Below are 15,119 nucleotides of genomic sequence, written 5' to 3' on the forward strand. Positions count from 1 at the left end.
CTCCTGGGTCAGGGGTGTCGCCAGATTAGTCATTCGCTGGCACCATGCACAGTGCCACTGCGCAATGTCTTTTTGGGGCCACGATGGATCTCACCTGGCTGCTCGCACCGCCTCTGCCCGAGGGCGTGCCGACCCAGCGCCTGCTCTACCAGCGCCTGCGCGCGGCCATCGTCGATGGCCGGCTGGCTGCCGGTACCCGTCTGCCGGGCAGCCGCCAGCTGGCGTCGGAACTGGGCATCGCGCGCAACACCGTGTTGTTCGCCTACGAGCAACTCGGTGCCGAAGGCTGCCTGCTGGCCGATCGCCAGGGCACGCGGGTGGCGGCACTGGCCGTGGCTCCGGTGGCCGAGCGGCCGGCGAGCTGGCCGGCGCTGGCCCGGCGCGCGGCGCTGGCGGCGTCACCGCTGCCCGCGGGCGCGCCCGAGCATGGTGCCTTCGCGCCGGGCGTGCCGGACGTGGCGAACTTTCCCTTTCGCGCCTGGCGCGGCTGCCTCGACCGGGCCTGGCGCACCGCTCGGCCGCGGCATCTGGGCTATGCGGTGCCGGGTGGCGAGCCGGCGCTGCGCGCCGCGCTGGCCGGCTATCTGGCTGCGGTGCGCGGCTTTCGGGTGCGGCCCGAGCAGGTTGTGGTCACCGCCGGCACGCAGGCCGCGCTCGAGCTGTGTGCGCGCCTGCTGGCCGACAGTGGCGACACCGTGTGGGTCGAAGATCCTGGCTATCCGGCGGCGCGCACGGCGCTGGCGATGGCCGGTCTGAGGCTCCACCCGGTGCCGGTGGATGGCGAGGGCATGGCGCCCGCCACCGGCGATTGGCAGGCACATCCGCCGCGCCTGGTGCTGGTCTGCCCGGCGCACCAATATCCGTCCGGCGAAGTGCTCAGCCTGCCGCGCCGGCTGGCCCTGATCGAGGGCGTGCGCGCGAGCGGCGGCTGGCTGATCGAGGACGATTACGACAGCGAGTTCGCCCGCGGCGGCCCGGCCCTGCCGGCCCTGTTCGGCCTGCAGCCCGAGGCGCCGGTGGTGTATACCGGCACCTTCAGCAAGACCCTCTACCCCGGCCTGCGCCTGGGCTACCTGGTGGTGCCCGAGGCGCTGGCCGAGACCTTCGTGGCTGCCTCGGCCACGCTGGCGCGGGCAGGGCAGGGCATCGAGCAGGCGGCGCTGGCGGACTTCATCCAGCGCGGGCACTACACGGCGCACCTGCGCCGCATGCGGCGGCTCTATCAGGCCCGCCAACGCGCCCTGCGCGAGGCACTGGCGCGCTGGCCAGGGCCGGAGCTGGCGGTCCGCGGCGGGGCTGCCGGCCTGCATCTGGTGCTGCGCCTGCCCGACGATTTGCGCGATGTCGACATGGTCGAACGGGCGGCCGCGCTGGGGGTGACGGTGCGCGCGCTGAGCCGCTACGCCTTGGGGCCGGCCCCGTGCAACGGCCTGCTGCTCGGCTACGGCGCCGTGCCCGAGGCGCAGATGGACGATGCGGTGCGCCGGCTGCGCCGCGCCATGCGGGGCTGAATCAGCCCGCGCCGTGGGCCGGGCCGGGTGTGCCGAGAGGCTGGGCGATGCGCCAGGTGACACCGCTCGGATCGGTGAGGCGGAACTCGCGCATGCCCCAGGGGCGGTCTTGCGGGCGGGTCAGAGTGACGCCGTAGATGTCGGCCAGCCGGGCGTCGTGGGCGCGCTGCCACCAGGCGTCGACATCGGCCACCAGCAGGTGCAGGCTGAAATTCTCGGCGACGATGGCCAGGTAGTCGTTTTCCAGCAGGAAAGCGGTGCGGCCCGCTTCGAAACAGGCCAGGTCGGGCGAGGCCCAGGTACAGGTAAAGCCCAGTGCCTCGTAGAAGCGCCGCGAGCGCTCGAAGTCGCGGGCGGGCACGAAGGCTTTGAGATCGAGGGTGTCGAGCGTGGGCATGGCTGGGCTCGCATGTCGCGCAATCACGACAGAGTGCCTCGTCGGCGGCCGCGCGGGCAAGCCTGGCGGGCCTTCGCGGATTGTTGCACTTCGTAACCGAGCCAGGCAGCGAGCGGCGCGACATGGCAAGATGGAGCCGTCCCGCCGTGCCGCCATGCCCGGCAAGACCCCTCAGAACAGGAGAAAAACAATGCGCACGACGCTCATCATCGCAGCTTTGGCCGGGGTGCTGGCCCTGCCCGGCTGCACCACCACCGAAACCCAGAACAAGACCATCGGCGCGGTCTCGGGCGCCGTGCTCGGCGGCGTCGTCGGCAACCAGGTCGGCGGCCGTCGCAGCACCGTGGTCGGCGCTGCGCTGGGGGGTGCCTTCGGCTATCTGATCGGCTCCCAGGTGAAGGTCACCGAACAGCCGGACGGCTCGGTCAAGCTCAACATTCCGGGCTCGGTGCTGTTCGACACCAACAGCGCCCGCATCAACCCCTCGTTTGCCCAGACACTCGACCAGATCGCCGGTACGCTCAACGAGCATCCCAACGCCATGGTCAATGTGGTGGGGCACACCGACAGCACCGGCTCGGCCGACTACAACCAGCGCTTGTCGCTCGACCGCGCCACCAGCGTCACCAACTACCTGCAGGGCCGCGGTGTGGCACCGGGGCGGCTGACGCCGACCGGGCAGGGCGAGTACATGCCGATCGCCGACAACGCCACGGCCGACGGGCGGGCGCAGAACCGCCGGGTGGAAATGTACGTGCGCTGACGGCACGGCCGTCCCGGCCTCGACACGGCGCGCCGCGGGACACCGCGCGCGCCGTTTTCGTTCCGGTCGGGCCGGCGATGTGGCGTATCCTGAGCGCCGTTTTCCTTGGAGCTTGAGGTGGCATGAAGATCGACGATCCGTTTGGGCGCAGCGCCCAGCGTCAGGCGCGCAATTACGCCTCGGTGTGCGAGGCCTTGCAGGCGGCCGGGGTGGACACCCCCGAGCAAGTTGAGCGCTGCCTGCGCAGCATGACCCGCAATTTGCTGATCGGCCTGGCGGTGATCGCCGCCCTGGTGCTGGCGGTGGCGGTGCTGGCACCGAACGCACTGCCGGCCGCCTTGGTGGGCGCGGCGGTGCTCGGCTTGTGGATGGGCGCGATGGCGGTCAACGGCCGCCGGCATCTGCAGCGCTATCGCCGGGAACGCTTCGAGCGTTGAGGGCGCGGGCGCGCCCGCGCCCGCTCAGTCGCCGCGCTCGAAGCGCAGGTGGATCCAGTTGGCGCGGGTGCGCACAAAGGGGCGTTGCAGGCGCTGGCCGATGAAGGCGGCGCGCGTGAGCAGTTTCTGGCCGAAGGAGCGCGCCGCCGGCGCCCCCACGGGCCGCGCGCAGTGCAGGCAGGGTTCGTCCTGGCTGTAGGTGCCGTAGGGGTTGCCGGCGCGGTCCATCAACCAGGCGCTGAGCGCGTTGGTGCGCTCCCGGTTGCTACCGACCAGACTGCGCTGCACCAGGCGCAGATCGGGGAAGAGCCCGGTCAGGCGCGCCTCGTCGAAGCGATTGACATGCCCCCAGGGCGGATTGCGGCCGCCACAATGACTGCAGGTGGTGCGCCCGACGCGGATGTCCTGGTCGAAGGGAACGCCGATCAGCAGGTGTTTGCGGCACACTCGTGCCAGTTCGGCGCAGGCCTGCTCCAGCCCCGGTGAAGGAATGTGCTCGAGCACCTCGGCGCAGAACACCAGGTCGAAATGCCGGTCGGGGTAGTCCAGCGCGGTGACATTGCCGGCCACGCAGACGACCTTGGGGTGGTCGATGTCGGGGCGGCTCAGATCGAGCGCCGTCACCTGCCCGAAACGCTCGGCCATGAGACGCGAGAAGTGACCGTCGCGGGCGCCGACATCGAGGGCCGTATCGCCGCCCGCGGGCATCAGCGACAGCAGGTCGTCGGTGCGCAGGCGTTCGGCCTCGCTGGCCCGATAGGTGTCCAGATCGCGCATGCCGGTTGGCCGTCAAAGGGTGGGGAGGGGGTGCAGCCTAACGAACGCGGTGGCGCCGTGTCCACTGCGGCGCCGGGGCGGCGGTGCGCTCGGGCTTGCCGTGGGTCTTGCGGCTGGACCGCCGGGCCCGACGCTCATGGCGCCGGGCCGACAGGCGGCTCAGGGCGAGCATCACGCGGAAGGCGACGAACAGCAGGACGAGGGTGACCAGGACCGGATGGGTCAGTGTGTCCCACAACAGGAACAGGAACTTGCCCAGCAGATTGCGGCCCGACTCGCTGGCCCAGGCCGCATCGCTGGGGCCGTGGCCGTTGCCGGCCGCCTGGGCCGTCCAGCCCGACGTCTCGAGGCGGGCATCGGCGCGCGCCGCGATCAGGCGCGCTGTGCTGGTGTCTTCGACACCGAGCGATTCGAGCAGCTCGCGGCTGATCGCGTTGATCTTTTCGTTCAGGCCACCGTCGAGCAGCGCGTTGAAGCGGTCGCGCATGCCGCGCATGCGTTGCATCAGGTCTTCGTCGTCGGCAAACCAGGCTTTGCGGTCGGGGTTGTCGAATACCAGCTCGTCGAGATTCTCGATGCCGTCGAGGAAGGGGGCGGGCATTTCCTCCTTGGGCGGCGTGACGCGGCGGCGGTCGGCCGGGTCGATTAGCGCCTCGCTGGGGGGGACGCCGGCGGCACCCAGTTCGACCGGTGCGTCGAGCAGGCGCTCGGGCGCATCCCCGGTGACGAAGGCGTCGCCTCGCAGCTGGGGGGTGGCCGCGGGGACGGGCTGAACCGCGGCCGACTCGAAGCCGGTCAGCGGCAGGGCATGGCCGGGGCCGAGCATGCAAAAGCACCAGAGGCCAAGGCCGATCCGGGCTGTCGGGCAGAAAAGGGCGCGCATGCGAGTGCCTAAGCAAATCCCGCACCATAGCAACAATGCTTTGTTTTTAATTGAAATTTTGATGCATGGATGAGTGGCTGGGGAGGCGGTGTCAAATTTGCTGACGTATTTCGCCCGGGTCGTGACCGGCGCGGCCCAGGGGCAGGGTGGCGGCAAAACATACGCCCTCGCCGGCCGGCAGGTTGTGCGCGCCGAGCGTGCCGCCGTGAAAGCCGGCGATCAGCCGGGCGACATAGAGCCCGAGGCCCAGGTGGGGCTCGTCCGGATGCTCGCTGCGGCGCCCGCTCACCAGCGACTCGAAGAGCTTGCCCTCGAGCGCGGCAGGCAGCGTCGGGCCGCGGTTGACGACACTCAGTTCGGCATGCTGCCCGGCCACCGTCAGGCGGATGCGGATGGCGCTGCCGCGCTCGGCGAAATCGCAGGCGTTGTCGACCAGCTTGTCGAGCATCTGGGCCGCCAGGTCGGGGGCGCCGCGCACCCACACCGGGCCGTCGGGCAGCTCGGTGTCGAAGGCTTGCTCGGGGTGCGCCAGGCGGTAGCCCTGAACGCATTCGGCAACCACGGCGCGCAGGTCGAAATGCTCCGGATCGGTGGTGCCCAGCGCCTGCTCCATGCGCGTGGCTTCGCTCATGCGGGCGAGGATGCGGGTCAGGCGGCGCAGCCCGGCATCGGCCCGTTCGAGATAGGTGTTGGCCGGCGGCGGGAGGGCTTCGAGCTGCAGGTTTTCGAGCGAGGAGCGCACCACCGCGACGGGCGTGCGCAACTCGTGCGACAGCCGGCTGGCCATCGATTCGAGGTAGTGGTGATGCTGGGCCAGGCGCGCCAGCAGGGTCGAGAAGCTGCGCGACAGGTCGCCGACCTCGTCGCCGGCGGTGGAGGCGGCGGTCAGCCCAGTGATGCGGCCGCGCGCATCGATGGCGCTCTCGGCCTCGTCGCGCAGGCGGCGGATGCGCCAGGACAGGCGCGAGGCGAAGCCAAGCACCACCAGCGCGGCAATCGCCAGCCCGGCAAAGGTCAGCAGGGCCAGCCGTTCGACCGCCGCATCGCGCACTGACTGGATCGCCAGCGTGCTCTCTTCCACCACCACCGCGCCTTGCACCTTGTCGGCCACCCACACCGGGTGGGCGGCGGCGACCACCAGCACCTCGCTGTTGCCGACCGGGCGCAGCCACGAGGTGGTGGCGCCGAACAGCGTGCCGGAGATCGCCTGTCCGCTCGGGGGCGACGCGTCGGTGAGTTGGGCGACCACATCCTCCTGAGGCTGCCCGACCTGGCCGAGCAGGGCGCGCCACAGGCGCATGAGCGGGCCGGCGCCGTTGCGATCATGCTTCGGCGGGACCAGCGAGCCGCTGTGGGCAATCACTTCGAGATCGCGGTCGACCACCCAGATGCGGGCGGTGCTGCGCTCCAGTCCGCGCAGGATGGCGCCGACCTCGGCGGCACCATCGACCGTGGGGGCCGGCGGCGGCGCGGGTAGGGAGTCGGCCGGCTGTTGCGGCATGCTGGCAATGGCCAGTTCGAGCACCTCCTCGCCGGGCGCCAGCGAATCGCTCAGGCTGACCGCACTGCTGCCCGGCATCCGCCCGAACAGCTGTGGCCGCTCGTGCAGGGCGGTGGCCACGGCGCGGGCGGTGGCGATCAGGCCCTGGCGCTGGCCGTCGAGCAGGAAGCGCTCCATCTCCTGCACATACTGGTAGCCCACCCAGGGCAGGGCGAGCAGGACCACGGCCACCAGGGCGAGCTTGCTGCGCAGGCCGATGCGAAAAGGCGTCACGGGGGAATCCGGTCGGTGGGCGGTGGCAAAGGGGCGCCGGGGTGTGCTGCGGCGCCCGGCTGACTATAGCACCGCCCAAATCGGCGCGCGGCGCCAAGCCACGTATCGAAACGTAATGAATTCCTGAAGGATTTCGCCGGCGCGCATGGTACAAAGTGCATTGCGCTGCAACGTGCCGAAATTCAGGAGCTCTCCGGGATGTCCGCCCTCTATTCGATTGTTTTTTCCGGCGATCTGCGCGACGGCTTCGCGCCCGAGCAGGTCAAAGCGCGCTTCGCGGCGCGTTTCGCCCTCAAGCCCGCCCAGCTGGCCCAGATGTTTTCCGGCCGGGAGATCACCCTCAAGAAAGGCTTGTCCGCCGACCAGGCCCGGCGCTATGTCGCCGAGCTCGAAGCGATGGGCCTGCAAGCCCATGCCCGCGCGGTCGGCGGGGCCGAGCCGGTAGCGCCGCCCAAGCCCGCGGCCACCGAGGCGGGCTATCGCATCGTCTTTGCCGGCAAGGTGTTGCCGGGCTTCTCCCGCGAGGCCGTCATGCGGGCGTCGGCCAGTCGCCTGCATTTCGATGCGCGCCAGCAGGCCATGCTGTTTTCCGGCAAGCGCGTCACCATGAAACGCGGCCTGAGCGAGGAAAAGGCGCGCAGCTACCTGACCACGCTGCGGCACATGGGCATGGACGTCGCGACCGATCCGGCCCTGCCGCGCCCGGCGCCCGTGGAGACATCGGCGCATGACGAGGCCACCGAGGCGAGTCTGATGGAGACGCAGTTTACGCCCGCCGCGCCCTATAACTTCGAGAACACTTTCCACAGCAGCTCGTCGCTCGACATGCTGCGCTCGGACGACGATGATCTGCCGCCCCTCCCCGACCCGGCCAACCCAGCGCTGGGCCATGCGCGATCGGCGATGATGCAGACCATCATCAACCCGGAGGCGATGCGCGACTATGAGGCGGCGCTGGCCGACGACCCCGAGCTGTCGGCGCTGCGCGAAGCCCATGACGCGCCGGCGCCAGCGCCGCGGCGCGTGCCGTCCACGCCGGTCGATTTCGATTTCACCGCACCGCCGGTGTCCCGGCCGGTGCCACCGCCGACCGCCACGGAGCCGCCGAAACCGGCGCCCGAGCCGCAGCCAGTGCCGCCGTCGGAGCCCCCGGCTCCGCAGGCGCCGGCGGCCGTCCTGGCGCCGCTCGACGATCGGCTTGCCACCCAGACGCCGCCTGAACCGCCCGCGCGCACCAGCCGCACCGGCACCTTGATCGCCGTGCTGGCGGTGGCGGTGCTGGTGGCGCTGGCCTTGTTCTACCTGGGCGGCGGCTGACGGCCCGGCGATGCGCTATGGGCGCCAGCGATAGCCGGCGCCGTAGACACTCTCGATGCGGTCGAAGCCGTTATCCACGGCGGCGAATTTCTTGCGGATGCGCTTGATGTGTGAGGTGATGGTGCCGTCGTCCACCACCAGGTGGGCGTCGGCCATCAGCTGATCGCGGCTCTTCACATGGCCGGGGTGGCGCGCCAGGGTGTGCACCATCCAGAACTCGGTCAGCGTCAGCGGCACCGGCTGGCCGTGCCAGTGCGCCGTGAGCCGGCTGATGTCCAGCCGCAGCCCGCCGCGGTCCAGCTGTTCGTTCTGCGCCGGGGCGTCGGCCAGCACGTCGACACGGCGAAACAGCGCCGCCACGCGGGCCAGTAGATGCGGCAGGCTGATGTCCTTGGTCAGGTAGTCGTCGGCGCCGAGGCGCAGGCCCGAGACCACGTCGAAGTCGCTGTCGCGCGCGGTGAGGAAGATGATCGGCAGCCGCTGCGACAGGGCGCGCAACTCGGCACACAGGGTGAAGCCGCCTTCGGGCTCGTCGCCCAGGCCGATATCGATGATCGCCAGCTCCGGCAGGCGCTCGCGAAAGGCGGCCAGCGCGCTGGGCCGGTCGGCATAGGCCGACACCTCGTAGCCCTGGCGGGCGAAGGCGTCGGTGTAGTTGGCGCGGATGGCGGCTTCGTCTTCGACAATGGCAATTCGGCGTCCCATGGGGCGCTACTCTAGCACCGCGCGGGCGGCGTCGGCGCGTGCCATTTTTTTGCCACATTTGATCCCTGCTTTGCCCGAATCGGTGCCCGAATCGGCCGGTTTTCCCCGTTTCAATGGTGGTGTCCAAAAACGCCATTCGAATGGAGAACCCCATGACCCCCGCACCGCTTGGCTTTCGAGATCGTGCCCGCGAAGTCGCCGAACTGCTCGCTCGTCTGTTGCTGATGTTCGTTACCGGCCTCGGCGTCAGCCTGGCGCTCGGCGCGCTGGTGTTGATGCTGGCAGCGCCGGCGCAGGCGGCCGAATCCGGCGACGGTGGCGTGCAGCAGGGCACCTTGCTGTTTCGTGGCGCCGACGGCGGCGATCCGGCCGCTGCGCCCTTGTTGCACACCGATGTCACGCTGCGGGTTAGCGGCCCGATCGTGCGCGCCCGGGTGGTGCAGCGCTTTCGCAACCCGGCCGACGACTGGCGCGAGGGCACCTATGTGTTCCCGCTGCCGGAGAACGCGGCGGTCGATCGCATGCGCATCCAGGTGGCGGACCGGGTGATCGAGGGCCAGATCCAGGAGCGCGCGCAGGCCAAGGCCACGTATGAGAAGGCCAAGGCCGAAGGCAAGGCAAGCGCGCTGGTGTCGCAGGAGCGGCCCAATGTGTTCACCACCCGCGTCGCCAACATCGGGCCGAAGGACGAGATCCGGGTCGAGATCGAATACCAGCACACCCTCGACTACGCGGTCGCCGACGGCGTGGGGCGCTACAGCCTGCGCTTCCCGATGGTGGTGGCGCCGCGCTACATCCCCGGCCAGGTGGTGGGCGACGAGGAGAGCGGTGCCATTCTCGGTACCGACATGGTCCCCGATGCGGCCGCCATCCTACCGCCGATGCTGCTGCCCGACGAGGCCGGCCCGATCGTCAATCCGGTCAGCCTCAATGTCTATCTGGATGCCGGCGTGCCGATCGCTGCGGTCGACAGCCCCTTCCACCGGGTGCGCATCGATACCCTCAAGCCCTCGGTGCGACGCATCCGCCTGAGCGAGGGGCGCACGCCGGCCAATCGCGATTTCGTCCTCAACTGGACGCTGGCCGCCGGCGCCGCGCCGCATGCCACGCTCTTCGTCGAGCCGGGCAAGGACCGCGACCACGCCCTGCTGATGCTGGTGCCGCCGGCGCCCAGCGCGGTGGGCAAGCGCCTGCCGCGCGAGGTGGTGTTCATCGTCGATACCTCGGGCTCGATGGAAGGCGCCTCGATCGTCCAGGCGCGCGAGGCGCTGGCCATGGCGCTGGGCCGACTGGGGGCCGAGGACAGCTTCAACGTCATCGAATTCAATTCCAACGCCAAGGCGCTGTTCGACACGGCCCGGCCGGCCAGCGGCGAGCACGTCGCGCAGGCGGTGCGCTGGGTGCAGGCGCTGCGCGCGAATGGCGGCACCGAAATGGCCGGCGCGCTGGACTTGGCGCTCGACGGCCGGCGCAACCCCGACCGGGTGCGCCAGGTGATCTTCCTCACCGACGGCGCGGTCGGCAACGAGGCCCAGCTGTTCGGCCTGATCCAGCAACGCCTGGGCGACTCGCGGTTGTTTACCGTGGGCATCGGTTCGGCGCCCAACAGCCACTTCATGCGCAAGGCGGCGCAGGCCGGGCGCGGCAGCTTCACCTACATCGGCAAGGTCGAGGAGGTGCGCGCGCGCATGGCCGAACTGTTCGCCAAGCTGGAGTCGCCGGTGATCAAAGGATTGACCGTTACCTGGCCGAGCGGCGCGCGTGCCGACGCCTCGCCCGATCCGCTGCCCGACCTGTATCTGGGCGAGCCGGTAGTGGTGGCCGCGGCGATCGACCGCACCGTGGGCGGCGAGGTGCGCCTGAGCGGCGATTCGGGCGCCATCCGCTGGAGCAGCTCGCTGTCGCTCGATGACGCCAACCCGGGCGAGGGCATCGGCGTGCTGTGGGCGCGGCAGAAGATCGACCACTGGATGGACACCCTCGCCGACGGCGCCGACGAGGCCGCCGTGCGCGAGAAAGTGCTGGCGCTGGCGCTCGAATTCCAGCTGGTGAGCCAATTCACCAGCTTCGTCGCGGTCGACACCACGCCCGCCCGCTCGGCCGACGCGCGCCTCAAGTCTGGTGCCGTGCCCAGTCACTTCCCGGCCGGCTGGTCGCCGTCCGGCGTGTATGGCGAATTGCCCCGGGGCGCCACCGATACGCGCTGGCATGTGTTGATGGGCCTGATCGCGCTGGCCGCATTTTTCCTCACCCGTACGCCGCGCGTACGCCAACTGACGATGAAGGGGTAAGCCATGAGCACCGTGTGCCACAACTGCCGTCATCCTGAATTCCTGGGCGTCGAGTGCGCCTGGCCGGCGCCCGGTTGCAGCGCCACCGCCGCGCCGCGCCGTCGGCCTGTTGTGTCCTGGCTGGTCAGGACGGTGGCGGCCGCCAGCCTGCTGGTGGCGTTGCTGCAGTTCGGCCAGGCCGGCTACATCCAGGCCAAGGCCTGGCTGGCCCAGGCGCTGATCGCCCAGGCCTGGCAGAAGACGCTGGCCGGGCAGACGCAGGTCAAACCCTGGCCGTGGGCCGACACCTGGCCGGTGGCGCGGCTGAGGGTGCCGTCGCGCGGGGTCGAGCTGTATGTACTGGCCGGCAGCGAGGGGCGCAGCCTGGCCTTCGGGCCGGGGCATGTGTTCGGCACCGCCCAACCCGGCGCGGCCGGCAACAGCGTGATCGGCGGCCATCGCGACACCCACTTCGCCTTCCTGCAATGGGTGCAGGCGGGCGAGACGGTCGAGGTGGAGATGCCCACCGGCGCGGTGGCGGTGTACCGCATCAGCGACCAGCGGGTGGTCGACAAGTCCGACACCGGGGTGATGGCCTCGCCGCCGGACAGCCACCGGCTGACGCTGGTGACCTGCTACCCCTTCGACGCGCTGCGCGCGGGCGGGCCGCTGCGCTACGTGGTGACGGCCGAGGAGGCCGGCACGCCGCTGTAGGCGCTCGCCCTGCGCACATCAAACGCCGAAGGCGCCCGCGGGCGCCTTCGTTTTTTTGGGGCGGGGGTCAGGCGCCCAGTTCGTAGCGCAGCAGGCCGCGCTTGCCGGCGCCGAGCTTCAGCGCATGCTCTTCCATCGAGGTGCCCGAGCACAGCTGCAGGGTGTACTCGCCGGCCGGCAGCGGGCCGAGCGTGATGTTGCCGTGGGCACGCGCGAGCAGGATGCGACGGCCTTCGGCATCGAGCACTTTCACCTGGATGGCCTTTTCGGCCGCTTCGGTGCCGGCGGTGGCGGCCGGGCGCAGCTTGAGCGGGAACAGTTCGGGATGGGCGTCTTCGTTCTCGTTGGCGCGCGCGCTGCGCTTGCTCGCGGCGCTGCTGAAGGAGGCCTTGTCGGTCATCGACGGTGCGGGCGTGGTGGCTGCGGTGGCGGCCGTCGGCACGGCCAGGGCCATGGCGGCGGTGCCGAGAATCTTGCGGACGTTGCTATCCGATCTACGGGTCATTCTGTGCTCCAGGTCGCCGCCGGCTCTCGGTGGCTGGCGGGCGGGTCAGGGTCGGTCAATGCCATTTTGGGGCACTTGTTCGAGTTTCAAGTCCCGGCTCGGTGACTCGGGACGCCTGTGTGACCGGGGCGGTGGCGCCGAGTTCGGCGCCGTTACAACTGTAAAGATGCGGATTCAAAAAGGGTGCCGGCACCCGCAGGTGCCGGCTGGCCGAATGCCCCGGTTGGGGCCGGGGCTGGGGGTGACGCGGGGCCTCAGGCGACGGCCGCGATGGCCGCAGCGAGGATGTCCAGGCCTTCGTCGAGCGTGGTCTGCTCGATGGTGAGCGGCACCATCAGGCGCAGCACGTTGCCGTAGCTGCCGCAGGCGAGCAGCAGCAGGCCGCGGCGGAAGGCCTCGGCGATGACCGCGCGGGTCAGCTCGGCCGACGGCTTGGCCGGATCGCCACCCTCGAAGAACTCCACCGCCACCATGGCGCCGAGGCCGCGCACGTCGCCGATGACGGCGTGCTGCCCGGCCATGTCGCGCAGGCGCGCCTGCATGTGCGCGCCGATCTCGGTGGCGCGTGCGCACAGCCCTTCGGCCTCGACCACGTCGAGCACCGCGTGGGCGGCGGCGCAGGCGGTCGGATGGCCGGCATAGGTGCTGCCCAGGCCGCCCGGGGCGAGGGCGTCCATCACCTCGGCGCGACCGACCACCGCGGCGATCGGGAAGCCGCCGCCCAGGCCCTTGGCCAGGGTGGTGATGTCGCCGGCCACGCCGGCATGCTCCATGGCGAACAGCTTGCCGGTGCGGGCGATGCCGGTCTGGATCTCGTCGGCGATGAGCAGGATGCCGTGCGCGTCGGCCAGCGCGCGCAGGCGCTGGAGGAACTCGGGCGGCGCCGGGTAGTAGCCGCCTTCGCCCTGCACCGGCTCGACGATGAAGGCGGCCACGCGGTGCGCCTCGATGTCGCACTTGAAGAGCTGGTCGATGGCCTGGAAGCTGTCATCGATGCTCACCCCGTGCAGCGCGCAGGGGTAGGGCACATGGTAGATCTCGGCCGGGAAGGGGCCGACGCCGGCCTTGTAGGGGGCGATCTTGCCGGTCAGGCCGAGGGTCAGCAGGGTGCGGCCGTGAAAGCCGCCCTGGAAGGCGATCACGCCGGGGCGGCCGGTGGCGGCGCGGGCGATCTTGATGGCGTTTTCCACCGCTTCGGCGCCGGTGCTCATGAGCAGCGTCTTCTTGGCGAAGTCGCCGGGGGCTGCCGCATTGAGGCGCTCGGCCAGGCGCAGGTAGCCGTCATAGGCGACGACCTGGAAGCAGGTGTGGTTGTACTGGTGCAGCTGGGTTTCGACGGCTTGCACCACGGCCGGATGGCTGTGGCCGGTGTTGACCACCGCGATGCCGGCGACGAAGTCGATGTAGCGGCGGCCTTCGACGTCCCAGATTTCGGCGTTCTTTGCGCCGCTGGCGAACAGGCCGTGGGCCTGGCCGACGCCGCGCGGCAGGGCGCTCTGGCGGCGGGCGAGCAACTCGGCGTTGTTCAGGCCGGGGAGCTGGGTGTGTGCGTTCATGCGGTTCTCCGAGGTGTTGTTGTTGGCGGCGCTTATTGCACGCCGCCCATGCACAGATATTTGATTTCGAGGTAGTCCTCGATGCCGTATTTGGAGCCTTCGCGGCCCAGGCCGGAGGACTTCATGCCGCCGAAGGGCGCCACTTCGGTGGAAATGATGCCGGTGTTGATGCCGACGATGCCGTACTCCAGCGCGCCCGACACACGCCACACGCGGTTCATGCCTTCGGCGTAGAAGTAGGCGGCCAGGCCGAATTCGGTGTCGTTGGCCATGGCGATGGCCTCGGCCTCGTCCTTGAAGCGGAACAGCGGCGCCACCGGGCCGAAGGTTTCCTCGCGGGCGACGGCCATGGCGGGGGTCACGTCGGCCAGGATGGTCGGCTCGAAGAAGGTCCGGCCGAGCGCATGGCGCTTGCCGCCGGCGACGATGCGGGCGCCTTTGGACACGGCGTCGTTGATGTGCTCCTCGACCTTCTCGACCGCGTTCATGTCGATCAGCGGGCCCTGGCTGGTGCCGTCGTCGAGACCGTTGCCGACCTTGAGCCCGGCCACCGCGGCGGCCAGTTTCTCGGCGAAGGCGTCGTACACGCCGTCCTGCACCAGCAGACGGTTGGCGCACACGCAGGTCTGGCCGGTGTTGCGGTACTTGGAGGCCATGGCGCCCTGCACGGCGGCGTCGAGGTCGGCGTCGTCGAAGACGATGAAGGGGGCGTTGCCGCCCAGTTCGAGCGACAGCTTCTTGATGGTCGGCGCGCACTGGGCGGCCAGTTTGATGCCGATCTCGGTCGAGCCGGTGAAGGTCAGCTTGCGCACCGTGGGGTTGGCGGTCAGCTCGCCGCCGATGGCGGTGGCCGAGCCGGTGACCACGCTGAACACGCCTTTGGGCACGCCGGCACGCTCGGCCAGCACCGCCAGTGCGAGCGCCGAGAACGGCGTCTGGCTGGCGGGCTTGAGCACCATGGTGCAACCGGCGGCCAGGGCCGGGCCGGCCTTGCGGGTGATCATCGCGGCCGGGAAGTTCCACGGCGTGATGGCGGCGCACACGCCGATCGGCTCCTTGGTGACGACGATGCGCTTGTCCGGCTGGTGGCCGGGGATCACGTCGCCGTAGATGCGCTTGCCTTCCTCGGCGAACCACTCGATGAAGGAGGCGGCGTACAACACCTCGCCGCGCGCTTCGGTCAGCGGCTTGCCTTGCTCAGCGGTCATCAGCACGGCCAGGTCGTCCTGGTTGGCGACGATCAGGTCGAACCAGCGGCGCAGCACTTTGGCGCGATCACCGGCGGTGCGCGCGCGCCAGGCCGGCCAGGCGGCGTCGGCGGCGGCGATGGCACGGCGGGTTTCGTCCGCGCCCATGCGCGGCACGCTGCCGAGCGTCTCGCCAGTGGCGGGGTTGGTGACGGGCAGGGTCTCGCCGGAGTCGGCGTCGACCCAGGCGCCGTCGATGTAGGCCTGCTGGCGCAGCAGGCCGGGGTCCTTGAGTGTCAGGCTCATGTCGGTTTCCGTTCTTC

General features: G+C 70.4%; 14 protein-coding genes. 6 read left to right on the plus strand and 8 right to left on the minus strand.

The genetic code is table 11. From position 1 onward, the window contains the following. Nucleotides 1-83 precede the first annotated feature (83 nt). Nucleotides 84-1,511: a MocR-like pyridoxine biosynthesis transcription factor PdxR gene (gene pdxR / locus I8J34_RS17960; protein WP_214363007.1), complete on the plus strand. Its 1,428-nt coding sequence runs from the start codon at nt 84-86 to the stop codon at nt 1,509-1,511. 1 nt (nt 1,512) lies between these two features. Here the strand turns inward: pdxR and I8J34_RS17965 are convergent, their stop codons facing one another. Beyond that, a complete protein-coding gene (locus I8J34_RS17965) occupies nt 1,513-1,908 on the minus strand; it encodes a VOC family protein (RefSeq protein ID WP_214363008.1) in 396 nt (131 codons plus the stop codon). 190 nt (nt 1,909-2,098) lie between these two features. Between I8J34_RS17965 and I8J34_RS17970 the strand changes: the two genes are divergently transcribed. Together I8J34_RS17970 and I8J34_RS17975 are read left to right on the plus strand one after the other, a co-directional pair. Beyond that, nucleotides 2,099-2,671, plus strand: coding sequence for a YiaD family glycine zipper/OmpA-like lipoprotein (locus I8J34_RS17970; RefSeq protein WP_214363009.1), 573 nt, complete (start codon nt 2,099-2,101; stop codon nt 2,669-2,671). Nucleotides 2,672-2,793: 122 nt separating this feature from the next. Further along, nucleotides 2,794-3,108 (plus strand): hypothetical protein, encoded by a 315-nt coding sequence (locus tag I8J34_RS17975; protein WP_214363010.1) that lies wholly within the window; start codon nt 2,794-2,796, stop codon nt 3,106-3,108. Between the two features lie 24 nt (nt 3,109-3,132). Here I8J34_RS17975 and I8J34_RS17980 read toward each other — a convergent pair whose 3' ends face one another. From I8J34_RS17980 to I8J34_RS17990, 3 genes are all read right to left on the minus strand, one after another. Beyond that, entirely contained in the window at nt 3,133-3,885 is a 753-nt protein-coding gene (locus I8J34_RS17980) for a class I SAM-dependent methyltransferase (protein WP_214363011.1), read from the minus strand. Between the two features lie 37 nt (nt 3,886-3,922). After that, nucleotides 3,923-4,711, minus strand: coding sequence for a hypothetical protein (locus I8J34_RS17985; RefSeq protein WP_214363012.1), 789 nt, complete (start codon nt 4,709-4,711; stop codon nt 3,923-3,925). A 148-nt stretch (nt 4,712-4,859) separates the two neighbouring features. Beyond that, nucleotides 4,860-6,542, minus strand: a complete 1,683-nt coding sequence (locus I8J34_RS17990) for an ATP-binding protein (protein WP_214363013.1) — start codon at nt 6,540-6,542, stop codon at nt 4,860-4,862. Between the two features lie 198 nt (nt 6,543-6,740). Between I8J34_RS17990 and I8J34_RS24960 the strand changes: the two genes are divergently transcribed. Continuing rightward, nucleotides 6,741-7,859, plus strand: a complete 1,119-nt coding sequence (locus I8J34_RS24960; protein WP_214363014.1) for a hypothetical protein — start codon at nt 6,741-6,743, stop codon at nt 7,857-7,859. 15 nt (nt 7,860-7,874) lie between these two features. Here I8J34_RS24960 and pdsR read toward each other — a convergent pair whose 3' ends face one another. Next, nucleotides 7,875-8,564, minus strand: a complete 690-nt coding sequence (pdsR, locus tag I8J34_RS18000) for a proteobacterial dedicated sortase system response regulator (protein ID WP_214363015.1) — start codon at nt 8,562-8,564, stop codon at nt 7,875-7,877. Between the two features lie 152 nt (nt 8,565-8,716). On the opposite strand from pdsR, the gene I8J34_RS18005 reads away from it, so the two are divergent. Then, the gene (locus I8J34_RS18005; protein WP_214363016.1) at nt 8,717-10,855 is read left to right on the plus strand and encodes a marine proteobacterial sortase target protein; all 2,139 of its coding nucleotides are present in this window, start codon (nt 8,717-8,719) and stop codon (nt 10,853-10,855) included. Between the two features lie 3 nt (nt 10,856-10,858). After that, on the plus strand, nt 10,859-11,548 hold the full coding sequence (locus tag I8J34_RS18010; protein WP_214363017.1) for a class GN sortase: 690 nt from the start codon (nt 10,859-10,861) through the stop codon (nt 11,546-11,548). A gap of 67 nt (nt 11,549-11,615) precedes the next feature. Here the strand turns inward: I8J34_RS18010 and I8J34_RS18015 are convergent, their stop codons facing one another. From I8J34_RS18015 to gabD, 3 genes are all read right to left on the minus strand, one after another. Continuing rightward, nucleotides 11,616-12,053, minus strand: coding sequence for a hypothetical protein (locus I8J34_RS18015; RefSeq protein WP_214363018.1), 438 nt, complete (start codon nt 12,051-12,053; stop codon nt 11,616-11,618). Nucleotides 12,054-12,307: 254 nt separating this feature from the next. Further along, a complete protein-coding gene (gene gabT, locus I8J34_RS18020) occupies nt 12,308-13,609 on the minus strand; it encodes a 4-aminobutyrate--2-oxoglutarate transaminase (protein WP_214363019.1) in 1,302 nt (433 codons plus the stop codon). 32 nt (nt 13,610-13,641) lie between these two features. Then, complete coding sequence (gene gabD / locus I8J34_RS18025; RefSeq protein WP_214363020.1) at nt 13,642-15,102, minus strand: NADP-dependent succinate-semialdehyde dehydrogenase; 1,461 nt, start codon at nt 15,100-15,102, stop codon at nt 13,642-13,644. Nucleotides 15,103-15,119 lie beyond the last annotated feature (17 nt).

Source organism: Denitromonas iodatirespirans (genome assembly GCF_018524365.1).
Taxonomy (GTDB): domain Bacteria; phylum Pseudomonadota; class Gammaproteobacteria; order Burkholderiales; family Rhodocyclaceae; genus Nitrogeniibacter; species Nitrogeniibacter iodatirespirans.

Bases quoted from the DNA above. Each gene is read 5' to 3' on its own strand.
- pdxR (WP_214363007.1), top strand. From the start codon at position 84: ATGGATCTCACCTGGCTGCTCGCACCGCCTCTGCCCGAGGGCGTGCCG.
- I8J34_RS17965 (WP_214363008.1), bottom strand. From the start codon at position 1,908: ATGCCCACGCTCGACACCCTCGATCTCAAAGCCTTCGTGCCCGCCCGC.
- I8J34_RS17970 (WP_214363009.1), top strand. From the start codon at position 2,099: ATGCGCACGACGCTCATCATCGCAGCTTTGGCCGGGGTGCTGGCCCTG.
- I8J34_RS17975 (WP_214363010.1), top strand. From the start codon at position 2,794: ATGAAGATCGACGATCCGTTTGGGCGCAGCGCCCAGCGTCAGGCGCGC.
- I8J34_RS17980 (WP_214363011.1), bottom strand. From the start codon at position 3,885: ATGCGCGATCTGGACACCTATCGGGCCAGCGAGGCCGAACGCCTGCGC.
- I8J34_RS17985 (WP_214363012.1), bottom strand. From the start codon at position 4,711: ATGCTCGGCCCCGGCCATGCCCTGCCGCTGACCGGCTTCGAGTCGGCC.
- I8J34_RS24960 (WP_214363014.1), top strand. From the start codon at position 6,741: ATGTCCGCCCTCTATTCGATTGTTTTTTCCGGCGATCTGCGCGACGGC.
- pdsR (WP_214363015.1), bottom strand. From the start codon at position 8,564: ATGGGACGCCGAATTGCCATTGTCGAAGACGAAGCCGCCATCCGCGCC.
- I8J34_RS18005 (WP_214363016.1), top strand. From the start codon at position 8,717: ATGACCCCCGCACCGCTTGGCTTTCGAGATCGTGCCCGCGAAGTCGCC.
- I8J34_RS18010 (WP_214363017.1), top strand. From the start codon at position 10,859: ATGAGCACCGTGTGCCACAACTGCCGTCATCCTGAATTCCTGGGCGTC.
- I8J34_RS18015 (WP_214363018.1), bottom strand. From the start codon at position 12,053: ATGACCCGTAGATCGGATAGCAACGTCCGCAAGATTCTCGGCACCGCC.
- gabT (WP_214363019.1), bottom strand. From the start codon at position 13,609: ATGAACGCACACACCCAGCTCCCCGGCCTGAACAACGCCGAGTTGCTC.
- gabD (WP_214363020.1), bottom strand. From the start codon at position 15,102: ATGAGCCTGACACTCAAGGACCCCGGCCTGCTGCGCCAGCAGGCCTAC.